18 protein-coding genes and 4 tRNA genes are annotated in these 21,213 nt (G+C 27.5%); 4 read left to right on the top strand and 18 right to left on the bottom strand.

Annotation, left to right across the window (positions count from 1 at the left end; genetic code table 11):
- Positions 1-3: 3 nt before the first annotated feature.
- From CJ670_RS04725 to CJ670_RS04640, 18 genes are all read right to left on the bottom strand, one after another.
- The gene (locus tag CJ670_RS04725) at positions 4-627 is read right to left on the bottom strand and encodes a 3'-5' exonuclease (RefSeq protein WP_105939051.1); all 624 of its coding nucleotides are present in this window, start codon (positions 625-627) and stop codon (positions 4-6) included.
- A complete protein-coding gene (locus CJ670_RS04720; protein WP_207763612.1) occupies positions 620-2,455 on the bottom strand; it encodes a putative nucleotidyltransferase substrate binding domain-containing protein in 1,836 nt (611 codons plus the stop codon). Before CJ670_RS04720 ends, CJ670_RS04725 begins: the two co-directional genes overlap by 8 nt.
- 66 nt (positions 2,456-2,521) lie before the next feature.
- Positions 2,522-4,168, bottom strand: a complete 1,647-nt coding sequence (locus tag CJ670_RS04715; RefSeq protein ID WP_105910933.1) for a cation acetate symporter — start codon at positions 4,166-4,168, stop codon at positions 2,522-2,524.
- Positions 4,165-4,482, bottom strand: coding sequence for a DUF485 domain-containing protein (locus CJ670_RS04710; RefSeq protein WP_105939049.1), 318 nt, complete (start codon positions 4,480-4,482; stop codon positions 4,165-4,167). Before CJ670_RS04710 ends, CJ670_RS04715 begins: the two co-directional genes overlap by 4 nt.
- A 228-nt stretch (positions 4,483-4,710) precedes the next feature.
- Complete coding sequence (locus CJ670_RS04705) at positions 4,711-6,357, bottom strand: cation acetate symporter (protein WP_105939048.1); 1,647 nt, start codon at positions 6,355-6,357, stop codon at positions 4,711-4,713.
- Positions 6,357-6,668 (bottom strand): DUF485 domain-containing protein, encoded by a 312-nt coding sequence (locus CJ670_RS04700; RefSeq protein ID WP_228154201.1) that lies wholly within the window; start codon positions 6,666-6,668, stop codon positions 6,357-6,359. Before CJ670_RS04700 ends, CJ670_RS04705 begins: the two co-directional genes overlap by 1 nt.
- 121 nt (positions 6,669-6,789) lie before the next feature.
- Positions 6,790-7,416: a 3'-5' exonuclease gene (locus CJ670_RS04695; RefSeq protein ID WP_105939046.1), complete on the bottom strand. Its 627-nt coding sequence runs from the start codon at positions 7,414-7,416 to the stop codon at positions 6,790-6,792.
- 1 nt (position 7,417) lies between these two features.
- Complete coding sequence (locus CJ670_RS04690) at positions 7,418-9,235, bottom strand: DUF294 nucleotidyltransferase-like domain-containing protein (RefSeq protein ID WP_105939045.1); 1,818 nt, start codon at positions 9,233-9,235, stop codon at positions 7,418-7,420.
- Between the two features lie 42 nt (positions 9,236-9,277).
- Positions 9,278-10,951 (bottom strand): VC_2705 family sodium/solute symporter, encoded by a 1,674-nt coding sequence (locus CJ670_RS04685; RefSeq protein ID WP_105939044.1) that lies wholly within the window; start codon positions 10,949-10,951, stop codon positions 9,278-9,280.
- A complete protein-coding gene (locus tag CJ670_RS04680; RefSeq protein ID WP_105939043.1) occupies positions 10,952-11,209 on the bottom strand; it encodes a sodium/substrate symporter small subunit in 258 nt (85 codons plus the stop codon).
- A 73-nt stretch (positions 11,210-11,282) separates the two neighbouring features.
- Complete coding sequence (locus CJ670_RS04675; protein ID WP_105910940.1) at positions 11,283-11,945, bottom strand: response regulator transcription factor; 663 nt, start codon at positions 11,943-11,945, stop codon at positions 11,283-11,285.
- Complete coding sequence (locus CJ670_RS04670) at positions 11,926-13,509, bottom strand: sensor histidine kinase (protein WP_105910941.1); 1,584 nt, start codon at positions 13,507-13,509, stop codon at positions 11,926-11,928. The genes CJ670_RS04675 and CJ670_RS04670 overlap by 20 nt, the downstream gene beginning before the upstream one ends.
- A gap of 74 nt (positions 13,510-13,583) precedes the next feature.
- Positions 13,584-13,660: transfer RNA gene (locus CJ670_RS04665), tRNA-Asp, on the bottom strand.
- A gap of 13 nt (positions 13,661-13,673) precedes the next feature.
- Positions 13,674-13,749 (bottom strand) — tRNA-Val (locus tag CJ670_RS04660).
- Positions 13,750-13,768: 19 nt separating this feature from the next.
- A tRNA-Glu gene (locus tag CJ670_RS04655) sits at positions 13,769-13,843 on the bottom strand.
- Between the two features lie 20 nt (positions 13,844-13,863).
- Positions 13,864-13,939 (bottom strand) — tRNA-Lys (locus CJ670_RS04650).
- Positions 13,940-13,993: 54 nt separating this feature from the next.
- Positions 13,994-14,497: a CinA family protein gene (locus CJ670_RS04645; RefSeq protein ID WP_105939042.1), complete on the bottom strand. Its 504-nt coding sequence runs from the start codon at positions 14,495-14,497 to the stop codon at positions 13,994-13,996.
- A gap of 38 nt (positions 14,498-14,535) precedes the next feature.
- Positions 14,536-15,894 carry an FAD-dependent oxidoreductase gene (locus tag CJ670_RS04640; RefSeq protein ID WP_105910943.1) on the bottom strand — a complete coding sequence of 453 codons (1,359 nt, stop codon included), beginning with the start codon at positions 15,892-15,894 and terminating at the stop codon, positions 14,536-14,538.
- 186 nt (positions 15,895-16,080) lie between these two features.
- Between CJ670_RS04640 and ileS the strand changes: the two genes are divergently transcribed.
- The 4 genes from ileS to CJ670_RS04620 all read left to right on the top strand — a co-directional run bounded on the left by ileS (position 16,081) and on the right by CJ670_RS04620 (position 21,066).
- On the top strand, positions 16,081-18,810 hold the full coding sequence (ileS, locus tag CJ670_RS04635) for an isoleucine--tRNA ligase (protein WP_105939041.1): 2,730 nt from the start codon (positions 16,081-16,083) through the stop codon (positions 18,808-18,810).
- Positions 18,811-18,926: 116 nt separating this feature from the next.
- Entirely contained in the window at positions 18,927-19,202 is a 276-nt protein-coding gene (locus CJ670_RS04630) for a NifU family protein (RefSeq protein WP_066220258.1), read from the top strand.
- A gap of 6 nt (positions 19,203-19,208) precedes the next feature.
- Positions 19,209-19,805 carry a hypothetical protein gene (locus CJ670_RS04625; RefSeq protein WP_105939040.1) on the top strand — a complete coding sequence of 199 codons (597 nt, stop codon included), beginning with the start codon at positions 19,209-19,211 and terminating at the stop codon, positions 19,803-19,805.
- The gene (locus CJ670_RS04620) at positions 19,783-21,066 is read left to right on the top strand and encodes a UDP-N-acetylmuramoyl-L-alanyl-D-glutamate--2,6-diaminopimelate ligase (protein ID WP_105939039.1); all 1,284 of its coding nucleotides are present in this window, start codon (positions 19,783-19,785) and stop codon (positions 21,064-21,066) included. The genes CJ670_RS04625 and CJ670_RS04620 overlap by 23 nt, the downstream gene beginning before the upstream one ends.
- The last annotated feature ends 147 nt before the right edge of the window (positions 21,067-21,213 follow it).

The following is a 21,213-nucleotide window of genomic DNA, read 5'->3' as shown; positions in this document are numbered from 1 at the left end:
AAATTATTTAATTTTTACAGATGGATGATTTTTTAATTTTAAAAATATCATAGCTGTCATAATTGCATCATTAAATGAGTCGTGATTTCCAAATTGTGGTATTTCTAAATCTTTTAATATAGAATTAAATTTTAAATCCACAAAGCTTTGAGGAATTAACTCAATTTTAAAATCGTGATAAATCTCTGATACCTCTATACTTCTATTTGGTAGATTTATTCCTAATATTGGTTTTAGATATTTATTTATCATATTTTTGTCAAAATCTAAAAAATATCCAATTAAAGTTCTATTTTCAATAAACTCTAAAAACTCTAAAATCACATCATCAATATCACAAGCATTTTTTAAATCACACTCTCTTATATGGTGTATTTTGATTGATTTTTCATCTAAAGATGAGTTTTTAGGTTTAATATATCTTACAAATTTTTTACTTGAAACTATTGTGTTATCTTTTATTATAACTGCACCAATAGAGATAATATCATCAATTGTTGGATCTAATCCCGTTGTTTCACAATCAAAACAAACATACTCATTTTTTATATTTTTATCAAATAAAAAGCTATATTTTCTATCTTTTAAATTTTTTTTATTAAAGTAGTTTGAGATATCTTTAAACATAGTTAAGCTTAAAATGGTTTTCTAACTTTTTCTTTAGCTTATTTACTATTTTAAAAGACTCTTTTAGTAAATCCTTTTCCATAATTGTTAATCTATTTGGATTTACAAAATTATCGATTTTCTCTTTTTTATCAAGTTTTTCTAAACTTTCTTTTAATTTTAAGCTATTTAAAATATTAAATGCCATAATTAACTCTTTTGCACTCTCATCGTCTAGCACTTTTAACTCTTTTAAACTATTTATTCTTTTTATTGTGTTTGTATTTAATACTCTATTTTGAATGCTTAAAGATCTTATTCCTTGAACAATTATAAAAATTCCACCTCTTTTTATATCAATTTCATCTTTGTGCTTTTCATCTTTACTATTAAATACAAAACCATCAAAAAATCCTAAAGGAACATCAAAACTATTTATAACTCTTGCAAAATTTGTATAAAAGCTTTGAGAGTTTGAAGATATTTTAAATAGATAATTTTTTAACTCTTTAATTATTTCAATATCTCCAGATACACAAAGAGCATCATAAAATATTGCAATATTCATAAAGTTATCTCCACTTGGATTATTAACCCATTCAAAAATAAGTTCTTTAAAATCACTCTGCTTTCTACACCAATATGAATTTGAAACCATTATATTTCCTTCGCATCTAGGAAATCCAAATGTAACTAAAGTTTCAGTAAAAAGGTGAGTAAACTCTCTTAGTTTTTTTTCATCAATAGTGCAATCATCTGAAATAATAAGTGCATTGTCTTGGTCGGTTCTAAGTATTTGCTCTGCTCTTCCTTCGCTTCCCATTACAACTAAACAAGATTTTCCAATAAGCTCTTTTGGAGCTAAAAGTTTATATAGTTTATCAAGTAGTTTTTTATTTAATTGGTTTATTAATTTTGATATAAACTCAATTTTTACACCTTTTGCATTTAGAGATTTAATAATTTTTATAAATGAGTGCGAAGCCTCTTTTAGCTCATCTAGTGTTTCAGCATTAATAATTTGATTTGAAACTGCAAAAGTATTTGTTGCAAAAAATGATGAAAGAGATATTTGATCAAGTATTCCAACAATTTCATCATAGTCATTTTTTACTACAACTCTTTTTAATCCATGTTTTGCCATTTGAAGTTGAGCATTAAATAAAAAATCATCTTCATTTATATAAATTAAGCCTTTAGAAGCAATTTTTACAACCAAATCATCATAATCCATTCTATTTAAAATAACTTTTTGTCTAAAATCTGAATCAGTTACAATATACATTTCACCATTTTCATCTTTTAATAAAAGTGTAGGAATTTTCTCTTGTTTTATGATTTTTGCTGCTTCAAATATTGTTTTGTTTGTATCAACAATTACGGCTTTATGAACTTTTGCATCTTTAACTTTTGCAACCATAATATTTGCCATATCTTTGTTTTTTTCATTTAAGATATTATTGTTTAATTTATCTGAAATAGATTGAAAAAAATAGTTTTCTAGTTGTTGATTTGAGCTTAAAATCTGCATGAATATATCTTTTTTTAGTACATAACAGATACTCTCTTCAATAGCTACAAAACTATTTTTACTATAATTTTTTATTAAAGAGACTGAGTCAAATATCTCACCTTTTGAGTATACACTTAAAACTTCATCGTCATTTATCTCTTGAATTAAACCTTTTAAAACAAAATATAAAAACTCTGGATTACTATCTTGTACCTGAACTATAGAGTTTGCTTTGAAATAAACAATATCTAGCTCTTCAACTAAATCATCCAATTCAAAAGTACTTAAATTATTAAATGGGTGAATATTTGAAATAAATTTTTTTTGCTCTTGCATACTCATCTCTCCTATATTTAAAGTAGTGCAAAATCAAAAAGAGAAGAGATTCTCTTTTTGATATTTTTAGTGTGAAACTGCTTCTGCTGAACCAATTCCAGTGTTTGCTCTAACATTTTGAGCTCTAAACATAGCTCTCTCTGCAGTAGCTCGTTTTGAGTTATCAATTATAGAGAAAAACCAAATTGATACAAAAGCAACTGTTACAGAGAATAGTGCAGGGTGAGCATATGGAAAAATTGCTTTTTCATTTCCTAAAATTTGTACCCAAACATTTGGACCTAAAATTACTAGTGAAACTGCTGTAATTAACCCCATAAATCCACCAATAAATGCACCTCTTGTTGTTAATTTTGACCAATAAATTGATAAAAACAGAATTGGGAAATTAGCACTTGCAGCTATTCCAAAAGCAAGTCCAACCATATATGCAATATTTTGAGACTCAAATGCAATTCCAAGTGTAACTCCAACAATACCTACAATTATAACAGTTATTTTTGAAATTTTTACAATTTTCTCATCACTTGCATTTGGATTTATAACATTTGCATAAATATCATGAGAAATTGCACTAGCACCTGCAAGAGTAAGTCCAGAAACAACAGCTAAAATAGTAGCAAATGCAACAGCTGAAATAAATCCTAAGAAAGCATTTCCACCAAGCATATGTGATAGGTGAACTGATGCCATATTAGATCCACCAAAAAGTTTTCCATCAACAAAATATTGAGCACCTTCAGCACTATTTAAAAATGCAATTGCTCCAAGCCCAACAATAGAGATAATTACCCAAAAATATGCAACAAATCCAGTAGCATAAACAACAGATTTTCTAGCTTCTTTTGCATTTCCAACTGTAAAGAATCTCATTAAAACGTGAGGAAGACCTGCCGTTCCAAGCATTAAAGCCATACCTAAAGAGATTGCTGAAATAGGGTCACTTAAAAAACCACCTGGTTTTAAAATCTCTTCACCTTTTACATGATTTTCAACAGCAGCCGTTGCAAGACTTTCAAAGTTAAATCCAAAGTGCCATAAAACCATGATTGCCATAAATGAAACACCAGATAAAAGTAGAACTGCTTTAATAATTTGTACCCAAGTAGTTGCAAGCATTCCACCAAATGTTACATAAATAATCATTAGTGCTCCAACCATAAATACAGCATATTCATACTCCATTCCAAATAGTATTTGAATAAGTTTTCCAGCTCCAACCATTTGAGCAATTAGATATAAAATAACAACAGATAAAGAACCAAATGCAGCTAAAGTTCTAATCTCTTTTTGTCCTAATCTATATGCAGCAATATCTGCAAATGTAAATTTACCTAAGTTTCTTAATTTTTCAGCCATAAAAAATAAAATTACAGGCCAACCAACCAAGAAAGATACAGCATAGATAATTCCATCATATCCATTTAAATAAATAAGACCAGAAACACCTAAAAATGCTGCTGCACTCATGTAGTCACCAGCAATTGCTAAACCATTTTGAAAACCAGTAATTCCTCCACCTGCAGTGTAAAAATCACTTGCAGATCTTGTTTTTTTAGCTGCCCAATATGTAATTCCTAATGTTCCAAGTATAAATACCATAAACATAGCAACAGCAGCTATATTAAGTTCTCTTTTTCCTTCAAAAGTTGCATCACCAGCAGCAAAAAGTGTGAGTGAAGCAAAAAATAGTAAAGTTAATACTCTAATCATAAAAACTCCCTTACATCTTTTTTAATATCATTTGTAAGATCATCAAATTCACCATTTGCACGTCTTACATAAACTAGTGTTGTTAAAAAGCTAATAACTAAAATAGCTAATGCAATAGGAAATGCAATAGTTGTCATATAACCTTCGGCTACTTTTATTGCAAATAAATCTTTATTAAATGCAACTACTGTGATAAATGAGTAAAACATTATCAAAACAAATATTCCTAATTTTAAAGCTAAAGAATTTCTTTTTGAAACTAGCTCTTGATATTTAGGATTGGCTTCTATTTTTGCAACCAATTTTTCATCCATACCTTATTCTCCTGCGACTTTTTTATTTTTTATCTATATGGTAGATAAAGTAATCGATTATACAAATAAATTTATATATTTTTTGATTTGTGTATAGAAATGATATGAAAATTTGAAAATAAATGTAGAATTGTAACAAAAAACAATATTTTAATTATTAGAATTAATTATAATTATTAAGTATTTATTAAGTTATTACTAAAGAGATTTCTCTCTTTAGTAATTTTTTTAGTGAGAAACAGCTCCGTCAGAACCAATACCAGTTTCACCTCTAATTTGTTGAGCTTCAAATCCTGATTTGTCTTCTTCAGCTCTTGCTGATTTATCAGTGATTGAGAAAAACCAAATACCAATAAATGCTGCAGATACAGAGAATAGAGCAGGATGTACCCAAGGAAAGATTTCTTTTTCAAATCCAAAAATAGTTACCCATACAGTTTTACTTAGTACAACTAAAATAACAGCTGTTAGTAAACCTATAAATCCACCTATAAATGCACCTCTTGTTGTTAATTTTGACCAATAGATTGATAAAATTAATATTGGGAAGTTAGCAGATGCTGCAACAGCAAACGCTAGACCAACCATAAATGCAATATTTTGATTTTCAAATGCAAATCCTAGAAGAACCGCAACTATACCAATTACAATAACTGTTCTTTTTGAAACTTTCATCTCTTCAGCATCAGTAGCTTGACCTTTTCTAATAACGATTGCATATAAATCGTGTGCAATTGAGTTAGAAGCAGCAAGTGCAAGACCAGCAACAACAGCTAGAATTGTAGCAAATGCAACAGCAGAGATAAATCCTAAGAAAATAGATCCACCAGTAGCTTGAGCTAAGTGAACAGCAGCCATATTATTTCCACCGATTAATTTACCAGCAGCATCTAAATAAGCACTATTAACATTTGGATCCATTAAGTAAACAATTCCACCAAGACCAACAACAGCGATTAGTAAATAGAAATAACCAATAAATCCAGTTGCATAAACAACAGATTTTCTAGCTTCTTTAGCATTTCCAACTGTAAAGAATCTCATAAGAATATGAGGTAATCCAGCAGTTCCAAGCATTAAAGCAAGTCCTAAAGAAATAGAAGCAATTGGATCAGATACAAATGAACCTGGTGCCAAAATAGCATCTTTTTTAGCATGTAAATTAACAGCAGTTTCAGCTAAGTTTGCAAATGAGAAGTTAATCCCAGTTGTAGCTAGAACTAAAAGAGCCATAATTGTAACTCCACCTAGTAAAAGTACAGCTTTAATAATTTGTACCCAAGTAGTAGCAAGCATACCACCAAATGTTACATATATAATCATTAATGCACCAACAATTACAACCGCAAAGTGATATGGAATATGGAATAAAACTTCAATTAGTTTTCCAGCTCCAACCATTTGAGCAATTAAGTGGAAAGTAACAACTGTTAAAGAACCACAAGCAGCAAGAATTCTAATTCTTTTTTCATCAAGTCTGTAAGCAGCAATATCAGTAAAGTTAAACTTACCTAAGTTTCTTAATTTTTCAGCCATTAAGAAAAGAATAATTGGCCAACCAACTAAAAATCCGATAGCATAAATAATACCATCAAAACCATTTAGATAAATCATACCTGAAATACCAAGGAAAGAAGCAGCAGACATATAATCACCTGCAATTGCTAGACCATTTTGGAAACCTGTAATTCCACCACCAGCTGTATAGAAATCTGAAGCAGATTTTGTTTTACTAGCAGCCCATTTTGTAATACCCATAGTTCCTATAATAAATGCAAAGAACATTATCATAGCTTCCATATTTATAGAACTTTTAGAATCATCTGCAAATAGTGCTAATGATGATAAACCTAATAAAGTAATTATTTTTAACATTATAATATATCCTTCACATCATTTTTAATATCATTAGTTAAGTCCTCAAACTCACCATTTGCTCTAACAACATAAACAACTGTTGATAAGAATGCGATTACAATAATTGAAAAACCTATTGGGAATGCAACTGTCATAGTTTCACCTATTTTTGTAGCAAAGAACTCTTTGTTGAATGCAATAGTTAATATGAAACCATAATAAACTACCAGTATGAAAATTGCTAATTTAATAGCGAATGAACTTCTTTTTGAAACAAGTTCATGGTATTTAGGATTAGCTTTAATCCTTTCTACTAATTTGTTATCCATTTTTTCTCCTAAAATAAGATTAGTTGAAATAGTAAAATATTTTAGTTGCAAAAGCATAGCATTTAAAAAAAGATTTGAAAAAAAGGTTTAAAAAGGCTAGGAATACTATTTTATAGTATTCCTAAAAGTGAATTTTTTTTTGTTTTGCGAGATTTTTTAGTTTTAAAAACATCATAGAAGTCATTATTGCATCATTTAAAGCATCGTGTTTTCCCAAAACTGGAATATCGAGAAAAGTCATAATAGTATCAAACTTTAAATCTATAAATCCGTAGTTATCTTTTGTCTTTTTTATATCATAATATATTGACGATACTTCAACTCTTTCATTTGGAAGTTTTGTACCTATTAATTTTTTTGTATATTTTGAAATCATTTCCATATCAAAATCTATGTAATATCCAACTATTGGTCTTGAACCTATAAAATCAAGAAGTTTATATATAGCCTCATCAGGTTCAATAGCATTTTCTAAATCAATCTCTCTTAGAAGATGAATTTTTATAGATTCAGGATTTATATTTTTTGATGGTTTTACAAATATATTAAATGTTTTTCTCATTAAAATTTTATTATCTTTTATTAAAACTGCACCAATAGATAAAATCTCATCTTTTTTAGGGTTTAAACCTGTAGTTTCACAGTCTAAACTTATATATTCACCTTGTGGAGATTCATCAAATAAAAAATCAAATTTTTTATTTGAAAGTCTTTTTCTTTGCCACTGTTTTATAATATTTTTAAACATCTTAATAAATCTTATCTAGTTTAAATATATAACTTATTATTTTTTTGAAATCATTTACAATTTTAAATGATTCTTTTAATAAATCTCTCTCTATTTTTCCTAAGCTATTTGTTTCTATCTGATTTGAAAGTGGTTTATTTTGTTGTAATAACTCCATTTGATGTCGTAATCTTAAAGTATTTGCTATTTCAAGTGCTTCCAATAATTCAGCAGCTCTATCTTTATCCAAAATTTTTCTCTGTTCTAAAATTTGGATTCTCTTTATAGTTGTTGTCTCTTTTATTTTCTCTTTTAAAGCTAAACTTCTAATTCCATGAACTATTGGAAAAATTGCAGCTTTTTTAATATTTATAAAATTTTCTTTACCCATAAAACTAGATATTGTCGTTGGAGTTTCGAATGCTGTTGTCGATTTTGCAAAATATGCCATAAAAATATCATTTTGTACTTTTGAGTACAAAAACTCTTTTAAATCAATCAGCATCTGTTTATCACCAGCAACCGAAAATGAGTCTGTAAATATAGCTAAATCTAAAAAGTTTTTCATATCTTGAGTGCCAACCCATCTTGATATATCATTTTTAAAATTTAGATATGATTTGCACCAATCAGGATTAGAAACCATTATATTTCCTTCACAAGGAGGATAACCTAAAAATATAAGAGCATCTGTAATTTTTTGCATATAAGGTCTGTATTGTTCAACATCAATTCCATCTCTTACAATCAAAGCATTATCCTGATCTGTTTTTATAATTTGTTCATTTCTTCCTTCACTTCCCATTACAAATAAACAAGCATCTTTTTGTAACTCTAAAGGAAGAATTAGTGAGAATATTTTTTGATAAACTTTTGTATTTAGTTGTCCAATAAGATTTGAAATATGGTGTAATTTCACACCTTTTGTTTGAAGACTTGTAATTATATCTATAAAATCTTTGCTAGCATCTTTTAAATCTTCAATATTTTTTGCATTTTTTATCTTTGATTCAATGACATATGTATGATTTGCAAAATGCGATAAAATATCTATTTGTTCGATAATTCCAACCATATTTCCATCATTATCAACTACACCGACTCTTTTAATATTTCTTTTTACTAAAATTGTCAAAGCTTCAAATAAATAGTCATCTTGTCTAATAGTCAAAAGTGGAAAAATAGCAATATCACTAACAGGAATAGACAAATCTCTTCCTTCTAAAAGAACTTTTACTTTAAGCAGTGAATCTGTAATAATTCCATACTCTTTATTTTCACCTTCTATTATAATAGTTGAAGTTTTATATTTCATTGATTTATCAATAGCGTCTATTAATTTTGTATCTTTTTGTACGATACAAGCTTCGTGTACTAAAGTATCACTTACTTTTGCTATCATAAAAGATGATAATTGAGAAGTATTTTCTTTGTCTTTTAGAGTTCTTATTTTATTTACTAAATCTTTTAAGAAAAAATCTTTAAATTTTTGATTTTTATCAATTAGTTCTAAAAAAATCTTTTTTTCTATTTCGTAGCATATAAGCTCTTCATTTACTCTAAAACTATTTTCACATTTCCCATAAATTAATGAATTTGAATCAAAAGTATCTTCGCTTTGATAATCCATAACTACAACATTTTCAGGAGAATATTCAAAAACTGAACCCTTGATAATAATAAAAAAATATTTTGGTATTTTTTCTGGACCTATTAAAACTGTATCTTTTGGATAGTAAGCTATATCCATATGTTCAATACATGTAGCAATTTGACTTGGCGTTAAAACCTCAAACGGATGAGTTTTTGATAAAAAACTCTCTTGATCTTGAATACTCATTTTTACTCCTTGTGTTGTGTAAAATTAATATAATTTTTAAATTTATTTTAAAACTCTAACAAAATCAATAGATTCTTCTATACTTTTTTCTTTTTTTTGTGTTATTTTTGAAACTATAACTGTAATGATAATATTCAAAATGGCACCAATAGAGCCTATTCCTTCGCTACTAATACCAAAAAAGTAATTATTTGGGCTATCAATATATAAAAAATAAATACTATAAGATAATGTAAAAATTAATGCTATAGTTATACCAAAAAATGCTCCAATTTTATTTATTTTTTTATAAAAAATTCCTAAAACTAAAGTTGGAAATAGTGTGGCTGCACATATTGTAAAAGCTATAGCTACTGTTTGTAAAATTGTATAGTTTGGAATATAAAACAAAGTTGCTAAAACGATAATTAAAACTATTAATAACTTTGAAAATATAACTCTAGTAACAATACTATTATTACTGAAATTTTCTTTTAATAATTCATAAGATATTGTAGTTTTTATTATTAGAATCAAACCAGTTATTGTTGATAAAGTTGCAGCTAATGCACCAGCTAAAACTAAAGATACGACCCAGTTTGGTAAGTTTGCTATTTCTGGAGTTAATAGTGCTAGAGCATCTGGATTGATTGATAATTCACTTATATTATTTTCATATTTTAAATCTATTTTATTATTTTCATTAAAATCTTCAAATTTTACTAAACCAGTTTTTTCCCAAGTTTTTAACCATTTTCCTTCATTTTCTTCTATTTCATTATTTATAAAAGCATCATATTCTACGCCATTTGTATTTTTTACTAAATTTAAAGTAGAAAGAATAAATAAAGATGAGATAGAAGTGTAAATAACAGATATAAAAACTAATGCCCAAAATGATGATTTTCTTGCATCATTTACTGTAGGACTTGAGAAAAATTTTATTAGAATATGTGGTAAAGAAGCAACTCCTAAACTTAAAGATATTGCAATTAACAAACTATTTAAAATATTAAAGTCAGAAAAAGATTTAAAACCAATATCATTTAAAGTTTGTTCAAAAACTTCAATTAAATATTTCTCTTCATATATTGCTGATTTAGAGAAAATAGCTAATTGTGGAAGATAAGAGTTTGTAAACTCAATAGTTAGGAAAAAAATAGGTGTCATAAATGAAAAAAGTATAATAATATATTGAGCAATCTGTGCATAAGCTATATTTTTCATGCCACCAATAAAAGCATAAAAAAGTGTTATGCACATTCCTATTAAAAGAGCAGTTGATAAATCAATTTGAAAAATTCTTGAAAAGATTATTCCTACACCTTTTAGTTGTGCCGAAATATATATAAATGATACTAAAACAACAATAAGTATCGCAGTTATTTTTAGTAAATTAGAGTTAAATCTTTTTTCAAAAAAAAGTGGAATAGATAAGCAGTCCATCTTTTTTAGATAAGGCACTATTAAAATTGTAAGAAAAACAAAACCAGAAGTAATTCCAATAATGTAAGCAAAACTTTCATATCCAAAACTTAAAAAAGCTCCACAAAAAGATATAAATGTTGCAGCACTAATAAAATCAACAGCAATAGAAACTCCACTAAAAACCGGATTAAATGATTTATTTGCAACATAAAAATCTTTTGTAGAACTAGCTTTTGTCCAAAGAGCTAAACCAAAGTATATTGTAAATGATACACCTACAAAAAGGTATATTAAAGATTGAAGTTCCATTTAGTAGCTATTCTCATATTTTTTTTCTAATTTTAAAACTTGTTTTTGATATATAAATATTAATAATATTGATAAGTAAATTGTAAATTGTCCAGATATAAAATAAGACAATTTTGCTCCAAATAGGCTGAAATTATTTAAGTATTCAAAAAGAATTATTCCAAATCCAAATGAGAAAATTAATGTTAAAAGAATAAGAGTGAAAATAAGAGTAATTTTTTCTATAAAAAATTTATTATTAAGTTCTTCGATTTTCATAGTTCTCCTTGTAAACAAGGCGAATTATAATCATATTTAGTAGCAAAAAAGTAGCACAAAAGTCTTAAAAATTTTATGCTGAGTAATATCTATCTATTTTATATCCAAGACCACGAATATTTTTAATAAAATCCTCTTTTAGCGATTTTTTTAATCGTGAAATTTCTGCTCTTATTGTTGGATTATCAATATTCTCAGCATCCCAAACATCTACTCTAAATCTTTCAAAATCTACAATCATATTTATGTTTAAAGCTAAAATATGAATAATTTCTAACTGTTTTTTTGTAAGATTTTGAGGTTCTCCATTGAAATATACTGTTTGTTTGTCTTTTGAGTAAGAGTAGTTTTCAGAAAATCTAATATGAGTTGTATTATTTTGCTCTTTTTTTAAAATTTGATTTATTTTTATTCCTAATTCTCCTAGATGAAAAGGTTTTTTAAGATATTCTCTAGCTCCAAGATTATAAGCTTTTGTAATATCTTCAATATCGATTTGTGCTGATATAAAAATTGTAGGAATATGAATTTTTCTATTGTTTAGTTCACTTAAAATAGAAAATCCATCTATATTTGGTACATTTACATCAAGAATTAATAAATCATATCCATTTTCAATACTTTTTAAAACTTCAGCACCATCAAAAAAACTTTCAACCATATGACCAATGTTTTTTAGATATTCACTAATAGCACTATTTAGCATCAATTCATCTTCAAGAAGTAGTATTTTCATTTATTTTAAACCTATAAGTAAATTTTGTCTCTTTTTTGTCTGATAAAATTTCTATTGTAACTAAATTTTTATCACAAATTTCTTTTACAATTTTTAATCCTAATCCAAAGCCACCTCTAGCTTTATTTTCTCTATAAAAATCTTCAAATATTTTATTTGTATCTTCTATTATTTTTGAGTTTGTTGTTATGCTAAACTCTATTTCATGGTCGTTTAGATAATATAATTTTATATGAATTGCTGATTTACTAAATGAGTATTTTACAGCATTTGAGATATTATTGTCTATTACTCTTTGAAGCTCGACAGAGTTAAATTTTAAATAAACATCATCCTCAATATTTTTTACAAAATATAAAGAGTTTGATTTTACAATCTCTTCAAAAAAATCTAACCTATTTTTTAAAATTTCTGAAAATTCCAAATACTCTTTTTCATATAAAACTCTATCTTTTTTAATAAGATAAGATAAATCATCATAAATATATTGAATAGTTTTTGAGCCAGATTCAATATTTGTGATATATTTATTTTCAGGAATTTTCATTTTAAGTAGATCAATATTTGTTCGTATGATTGCCAAAGGAGTGTTGATTTCATGTACAGAATTTTTTAGAAATTGCTTTTGAGATTCAACTAAATCTGAGAGTTCTTTTGTTTTTTCATTTACTTTTATTTCTAAATTTTTATTTAGCTCTTCAAGCATAGAGCTCTTTAATTTTATATTTGTCATAGTATCATTTGCATAATTTGCAATAATTTTAAACTCTCCCAAAATAATTCTATTTTGATTTATTGGTTCATTTTTTTCTTCAGATTCTTTAAAATATTTACCTATCTCTTTTACATCATTTACGATTAATATAGTAGCATTCTTATATATAAATATAGAGTATAAAATAAGTAAAATAGTTAAAGAAGTTATTTGTAAAGTATAGTTTGATATTTTGCTACTGTACTCTTCTTCTTTTTGTTTAATTAATCTATCAATCTCATCTAAATATACTCCTTTACCAATTGTCCAGCTCCATTTATCATAAGATTTTACATAAGATATTTTATTTGTCTCTTTTGTTAAACTAGGTTTTGACCAAAAATAGTTTACAAATCCTCCATCACTATTTTTTGAAACTTCTATTAGCTCTTTTAAAACATTTTTACCTTTAAAGTCTTGATGATTTAGAAAAATTTTACCAATTTCTTGCTTGTCATTTGAATTATCAATTAAAGTTCCATTAAAATCAAAAATAAAAATATACTCATTTGGATTGGAGCTAAGATTTAAGTGGTTTAAAGCCAAAATAAGATTTTTTTGAATAGTTCTTTCATCGAATTTATCTTTATTTTCTAAATAGTAGTAATCAATAAATTTAATAACATAGTTTACGTGGTTTTTAAGCAGAGCTTTTTGATTGCTAGTATAATCTTCTTTTAGTGTAGTTATCTTTTCTTGAAGCTCTTCATGTGCATTGTTTATAATAATAAAAGTAAAAAAAGATATTAAAATAATAATAAAAAATATACTGTAAACAATTAAATGATATAAACTTTTAGCTTTTAGCAATTTTTGCAACCTTAAAATATAAAAATTAATAATAGCTAGATTTGAATTAAGGGATAGTTAAAAAATAAATAAAATGGCGCGGCCAACGAGACTCGAACTCGCGACCTCCTGCGTGACAGGCAGGCATTCTAACCAACTAAACTATGGCCGCACCTTTTAAATAATGGTGGTCGATATAAGACTCGAACTTATGACATCTACCTTGTAAGGGTAGCGCTCTACCAACTGAGCTAATCGACCATTTGTTGCATATTGTACTTGGTGACCCCTAGGGGATTCGAACCCCTGTGGCATGGATGAAAACCATGAATCCTAACCGTTAGATGAAGGGGCCAAGATTATGCAACAATAAAATGGTGACCCGTGATGGATTCGAACCATCGGCCTCCTCATTAAAAGTGAGATGCTCTACCAACTGAGCTAACGAGTCATTTTAATTTTAAGCTTTTACTTAAAATGGACTGGAATTATAGTGCAAATTAAATTAATTGTCAATAGTTTTTGAGACAAATTTTAAAATTTTTGAAAGAGCTATATTTGCTGATTGTTTTTGAATTGAAATTCTGCTACCTTTTAGATAATATTTTTTTATTTTTTTTATTTTTTTATTTGAAGCAATTCCTATTATGATAGTTCCAACAGGCTTATTTTTTGTTCCACCATTTGGTCCAGCAACTCCCGAAATTGCAATAGCAAAATCTGCTTCAAATTTTTTTAAAACACCATCTAGCATTTCAGATACAACTTGTTTACTTACTGCTCCAAATTTATCTAAGCTTTCATTTAAAACATTAAGCTCTTGATTTTTGATAGTATTTGAGTAAGTAACTATACTTCCATTGAATATATCGCTAGAACCAGAGATTTTAGTAATCATACTTGAAACTAATCCACCTGTACAAGATTCTGCAGTTGTAATTGTTTTTTTTGATTTTCGTAAAAGATTTTGTAGTTTTATCATATCTTTTTTTGAGAAGTTTGTTGCCATAAAAAGCCTTTTATCAAAAAGGGCAAAAGCCCTTTTTATTAGTTGTTATCTGTAAAATCAGCTAAGAATTGTTCTTCGTCGAATTTTTTACCTAAATATTCACAAACTATTTTTATATCTCTTTCCGCATTTCCTAAACAAGAAGTCGCTCCTGGAGACGGAGTCATATTATAGATGATACCTTTTTCTTCAGTTATAGAAGCTTCACCTAACATTAGTTTTTTCTCTGTTTTATTTAAAACTTGAGGTCTAACTCCTCCAAAACCTTTTGCGTACTCAATATCATCTACACTCAAAGATGGAACGATTTTTTGTGCATCTTTAACAAAAAGTTTTTTATTAATTCCAGGAACTTCAAATAAGAAGTTTTTAAATACATAATTTCTAATATCACTATCTTTTAGTAAATCCCAGAAAATTTTCATGATGCTTCCGTCAAGATTTAGAGTTTTTAAACATTGGAAGAATGATTTTCCACCTTTGTATCTTTCAAGCACTAAAAGAGCCAGTGCTGTTGGTCCAAATCTTGTTTTCCCATCGCATAGAATATCAGGATCTCCATGAAGTGCTGCAAATGGAAGTTTATCATTTTGCACCATATAAACTTTTCCATTTAAGTATGTTCCATTTGTGATATAAAATGAACCAGCCATAGATAATGAACCCATATGTTTTCCATGCCCCATTTTATGAGCTAAATAAAGTGAATGAGCTCCTGCATTTACAACAACAAAATCAGCTGTATAAACTGTTCCATCTGTAGTTGTTACTTTAAATTTATCACCAATTTTTTCTACTTCATCTACTTCTTGATTAAAAAATACATCAGTAATTTTTTCACTGTTTGCTTCTTGAGCAGCTTTCACAAGCTCTTTTGTCATAGCTCCAAAATCTACAGTTGTGTATTGGTCGTTTGTTCCCATAGCTATTATTGGCTCTGGTCTATCTTTTGTTCTTTCTTTATCTGCATAAACAAGTAATGGCTCTTTTTCTCTTAAAATTTCTTTATCCCAAAGCTCTAAATATGGAAAAATTTCTTTAAATTGTTCATATCTTTTTGTGATGAATTCAACCTCTGTTTCTCCTACTCCTAGAGCCATTTTTTGGTGCTTGAACATAATTTTATCTTGTAAATTATACATAAGATTAAATTTTTCAATCATCTTTGCTGTTCTTTTTGTAATTTTTGCTTTATCAAAAGTATAGTTTGTTTCAATATCTCCAACATGTATTGTTTGAGAGTTACTTGTACCTTTAGAATTAAGTGTAGCAAGTGCATCATACTTTTCAAGTAAACAAATATTATTTATATCCGAATATTTTGCTAGCTCAAAGAATAAAGCAGCTCCAGAAATTCCACCACCAACAACAATTACTTCATAGTGTTTTGCGCTCATTTTCTATCCTATATTTATTTTGTCAAAATTTGGAAATTATTCTAGCATATAATTTTTTTATTTCACATAAAGATTTTGTTAAATTATTGAATTTTGAAGTAAAGATAATAAAATTTTATTTTAAATATATTTAGATATAATCTTCGATTTAACAAAATAGAAAATTATTTAAACTAGAGGTGAAATATGGATTATAAAGAGAGTTTGTTGCTTCCAAAAACTGATTTTCCAATGAGAGGTGGTTTGCCACAAAATGAACCAATAAGATACAAGCAGTGGGATGAAAAAGCTGTTTATGAAAAAATGAAGAAAAACAGAGCTGGATGTCAAAGTTTCACACTTCACGATGGACCTCCTTATGCAAATGGAAATATACATATAGGACATGCATTAAATAAAATTTTAAAAGATATTATAAATAAATTTCACTATTTTGATGGAAAATCTATACGATATACTCCAGGTTGGGATTGTCATGGTTTACCAATTGAACAAAAAGTTGAAGAAAAAATTGGTAGTGAAAAGAAAAAAACTATAGCAAAATCAAAATTAAGAGAGCTATGTCGTGAGCATGCAACGAAGTTTGTAAATATTCAAAAAGATGAATTTAAAGCTTTAGGAGTTATTGCTGATTGGGAAAATCCATATTTAACAATGGATTTTAAATTTGAAGCAAATATCTATAGAGAGCTTTGTGCAATTGCTAAGCAAGGACTTTTAGTTCAAAGAAGCAAACCTGTTTATTGGTCATGGGCTGCTCAAACGGCTTTGGCTGAAGCTGAAGTTGAGTATGAAGATAAAACTTCACCTTCAATTTTTGTGGCATTTAAGCATCAAGATCTTGATGCAAGTTTAATTATTTGGACAACAACACCTTGGACACTTCCTGCAAATCAAGCTATTGCACTAAATAAAGAAGAAGAGTATGTTCTTACAAGTGATAAATTTATAGTAGCTCGTAAACTGTATAATTCTTTGATAGAACAAGAAGTTATAAAAGGAACTATTGTTGAAACAATAGATATTTTAAAACTAGAAAATACAAATGCTACAAATCCTTTAAATGGTAGAAATTCAAGAATAATTTTTGGAGAACATGTTGAAATGAGTGCTGGAAGTGGTGCTGTTCATACAGCTCCTGGGCACGGAGAGGATGACTATAAAGTATCACTTAAATATGGTATTGAAGTAATTATGCCAGTTGATGCTTATGGAAAATATGATGAAACAATAGTTAGGGAAAAACTATTTAAAGATAGTGATAAATATTTAGGTTTAAATGTATTTAAAGCAAATGATTTAATACTTGAAGAGCTTGGAAGTTCATTACTTAAAAAAAGTGATATTAGACACTCTTATCCACACTGTTGGAGAACACATACGCCAATTATTTTTAGAGCTACAAAACAGTGGTTTATCTCTATTGATGATGTGTATGGAGAAAAAAATCAAACTTTAAGACAAAATGCTCTTGAAGTTGTTGAAAATCTAAAATTCTATCCAGAGTGGGGAAGAAATAGATTAAAAGCTATGCTAGATGGAAGACCTGATTGGTGTATTAGTAGACAAAGAGATTGGGGAGTTCCAATAGCATTTTTTAGGAATAAAAAAACTGATGAGATAATTTTTGATGAAAAAGTTTTAAACTTCACAGCAATGATATTTGAACAGCATGGTTGTGATGCTTGGTATGATATGGAAATTAAGGATTTATTATATCCTGGAAGTGGATTAAATCCTGATGATTTAGAGAAAACTTTAGATATTTTGGATGTTTGGTTTGATAGTGGAAGTACACAAAATGCAGTTTTAAGAAGTGGGAACTACGATGCTGGAACTTTCCCTGCTGATATGTATTTAGAAGGAAGTGACCAACACAGAGGTTGGTTTCAATCTTCACTTTTAACAACTTTAGCAAGTAGCGAAATAGCTCCTTATAAATCTATTTTAACTCATGGATTCACAGTAGATGAAAAAGGTGAAAAAATGAGTAAATCTAAAGGAAATGTTGTAGCTCCTGATAAGGTTTTAAAAGAGTATGGAAGTGAAATTTTAAGACTTTGGGTTGCTATGAGTGATTATCAAAGTGATTTAAAAATCTCTGATAATATCTTAAAACAAAATGGTGAACTTTATAGAAAAATAAGAAATACTGCAAGATTTTTATTAGCAAATATTGATGGGCTTGACTCACTAGTAGAAGTTTCTAAACTTGGGGTTTTAGATAAATGGATTTTAAATAAAGCAAAAAGAGTTTTTGATGAGATAGAGGCTAGCTTTAAAGTATATGAGTTCTCAAAAGGATTAAATAAGCTAAATAACTTTTTAGTTGTTGATTTATCAGGTATTTATCTTGATGTTTGTAAAGATAGATTGTATTGTGATGATAAAAATGATATTCATAGAACTGCATCACAAACTGCTATGGCTATGATTACAAAAAAACTAATTTCAACACTGGCTTGTATTTTAACTTATACTATGGACGAATTTTTGGATTATGCTCCTAAAATAATAAAAGGTGATGCAAAAGATATTTTTGATTTTGTAAGATATGATTTACCAGAAGTTGAGTCAAATATAAATGATACTTTATTTATAGATGTAAAAGAGAAATTCTCAGAAATAAAAGATGCTTTAAGTAAAGAAAAAATTATAAAATCGACTTTAGAATTAGAGATAGTTACCGATAATCAAGAGTTTTTAGCTTTAGATGAGGTAGAATCAAGTGATTGGTTTTTGGTTAGTAAACTATCAAACATAACTTCAAGTAAAGAGCTTTTAGGAAGTTTCAAAGTTGAAGATAGTGAGTTTAAAGTATATAAAGCAAGTGGGCATAAATGTCCTAGATGTTGGAAATATACTTCAACAAAAGAAGATGAATTATGTTCTAGATGTGAAGAAGTGGTTAAATAATGTTTGAAAATGAAGTGACACTTACATTTATATTCCAAACTATAGGAGTTATTTTAGCTCTTACAGCTATAGGAATATTTTTTGTAAAAAGGTATGAAAAAAAGAAGGATTAAAAAATGTTTCCATTTACAGATGAAGATTTACAAGAGCCTGTAAACAATATAATAGAAAAAAAAATTTCTCCTATGCTCGCACGAGATGGTGGAGCAATTGAGTTACTAGATATAAAAAATGCAAAGGTTTATATTCAGTTAAAAGGTGCTTGTGTTGGATGTAGTGCAAGTGGAAGTACACTAAAATATGTAGTAGAAAAAGAGCTTAAAAGTGCCATACATCCAGATTTAAAAATAATTAATGTTCCAATAGGAAAAGAAAACTATTTAGAGGATTAAACATAAATGATAAATGAAAATAGAGTTTTAAACGAGGCAAATTCACTTTTTACACAAAGAAAATTTGATAAAGCACTTTTTTTATACTCATTGCTGATTTCAAATTTTCCAAATAACGAAGAATATAATATATATGCACTTTTATGTGATATTTCAATTGAAGATGAAAATAAGGCAATAGCTCTGTTTGATTACTTTTTTCTTCTAAAAAAAGATGACCCAAAAGAGGCAATAAGTTACATAAAAAATGTAATAAACGCTTATGATGGTGATATTGAAAAAATGATGGATTTGCTAAAAGAGCTAAATTTGACAACTGTAAATCAGCTTGAAGCTATAAATTATGAAGATTTTCAACTTTTAATAAAACAAAGAGGCTCTTTTAAAGTAGCTTTTGAAGATATTATGTTTTCAACAAAAGTTGCTATTGAAAAAAAAGAAGATTTTTATGATTTTGTAACAAAGCTTATAGATAATGGTTTTAACAATATGGCTTATAACTATCTTGAAGGATTTCAAGACTACTTTTTTCAAGATAAAGAGATAGTGAAACTTTATAAAAGATTGGAAGAAAAACAAAATGAAACTAAGCATAAACAATAAAATATTTACAGACAATACAAATGAGCTAGAAAAAGAGACTATCTTTGTAGTATCTAAACAAAATGAAAAATTTAAAGATATAGCAATAACTGGTGGTTTTGAGATAATAGAATCAAAAGATTTAAAAAACTATTTAGATATGAGTTCTATTAAAATTATAGGAATCACTGGTACAAATGGGAAGACAACAACAGCTACAACAATATATAAAATTCTTTTAAATTTGGGATATAAAGTAGCCCTACAAGGTACAAGAGGGTTTTTTATAAATAAAAATCAAGTTGAAGATTATTCACTTACAACTCCAGTTCAAATTGGAAATTTTATAAATATTCAAAAAGCTATACAAAATTCATGTCAATTTTTTATAATGGAAGTAAGTTCTCATGCAATTGAGCAAGATAGAATTGAAGGTTTAAGTTTTTCTCTAAAAATACATACAAATATCACTAGAGACCATTTGGATTATCACAAAACTATTGAGGAATATATAAGAGTAAAAAATTTATTTTTGAGTGATGAAAGCAAAAAATTAATAAATAAAGATGATAAAGTTGTTAAATTTAATCAAAAAAATGCATTTACTTACTCTTTAGAAAATAGTTCAGACTTTAAGGTTACAAAATATGAGTTTGAAAATGGTATGAAAGTAGAGTTTACAAACTTAGAGAAAAATTATAGTTTTACTACTAAAATGATGGGAATTTTTAATATCTATAATATTATGGCTTCTATTGCCTCTGTTCATATTTTGACAAAAAAAGATTTAAAAGAGATTTGTCAAGTTTTAGAAAATTTTAGTAGTGTTAGTGGCAGAATGGAGATTATTTCAACAAATCCACTAATAATTGTCGATTTTGCTCATACTCCAGATGGTATGGATGAGGTTTTAAAGAGCTTTCCAAACATGGATATTGTTTGTGTTTTTGGAGCTGGTGGAAATCGTGATAGTGCAAAACGACCACTTATGGGAGAAGTTGCAAGTAAATATTCAAAACATATAGTTGTAACAAGCGATAACCCAAGATTTGAAGAACCAAAAAAAATAATTGAAGATATTTTAAATGGAATAGCTGATAAATCAAATGTTGTAGTAATTGAAGATAGGAAAGAGGCTTTGAAAAAAGCTGTAAGTTTGTCAAATGAAAATAGTGTGGTTTTGATTCTTGGAAAAGGTGATGAAGCTACACAAATAGTTGGTGATAAAAAAATAGAGTTTAGCGACAAAACAGAAATTCTTAAAATCTTAAAGAATATATAAATAACTCAACTTTCGCACATAAAACCTAACTGTTTTTTAGTGTAAACCCTTAGCATTAAGATGATTTGTTCTAAATCTTTATTTCTCTTGACAATTTTTTGGACTTGAACTAGTTGTTCTAATATTTTTAAAAACAGTTCCATTGAA

Source organism: Arcobacter cryaerophilus gv. crypticus (genome assembly GCF_002993025.1).
GTDB classification, from domain to species: domain Bacteria; phylum Campylobacterota; class Campylobacteria; order Campylobacterales; family Arcobacteraceae; genus Aliarcobacter; species Aliarcobacter cryaerophilus_B.
The sequence above is the reverse complement of the archived record's forward strand: the minus strand, read 5'-3'. Positions and strand labels throughout refer to the sequence as shown.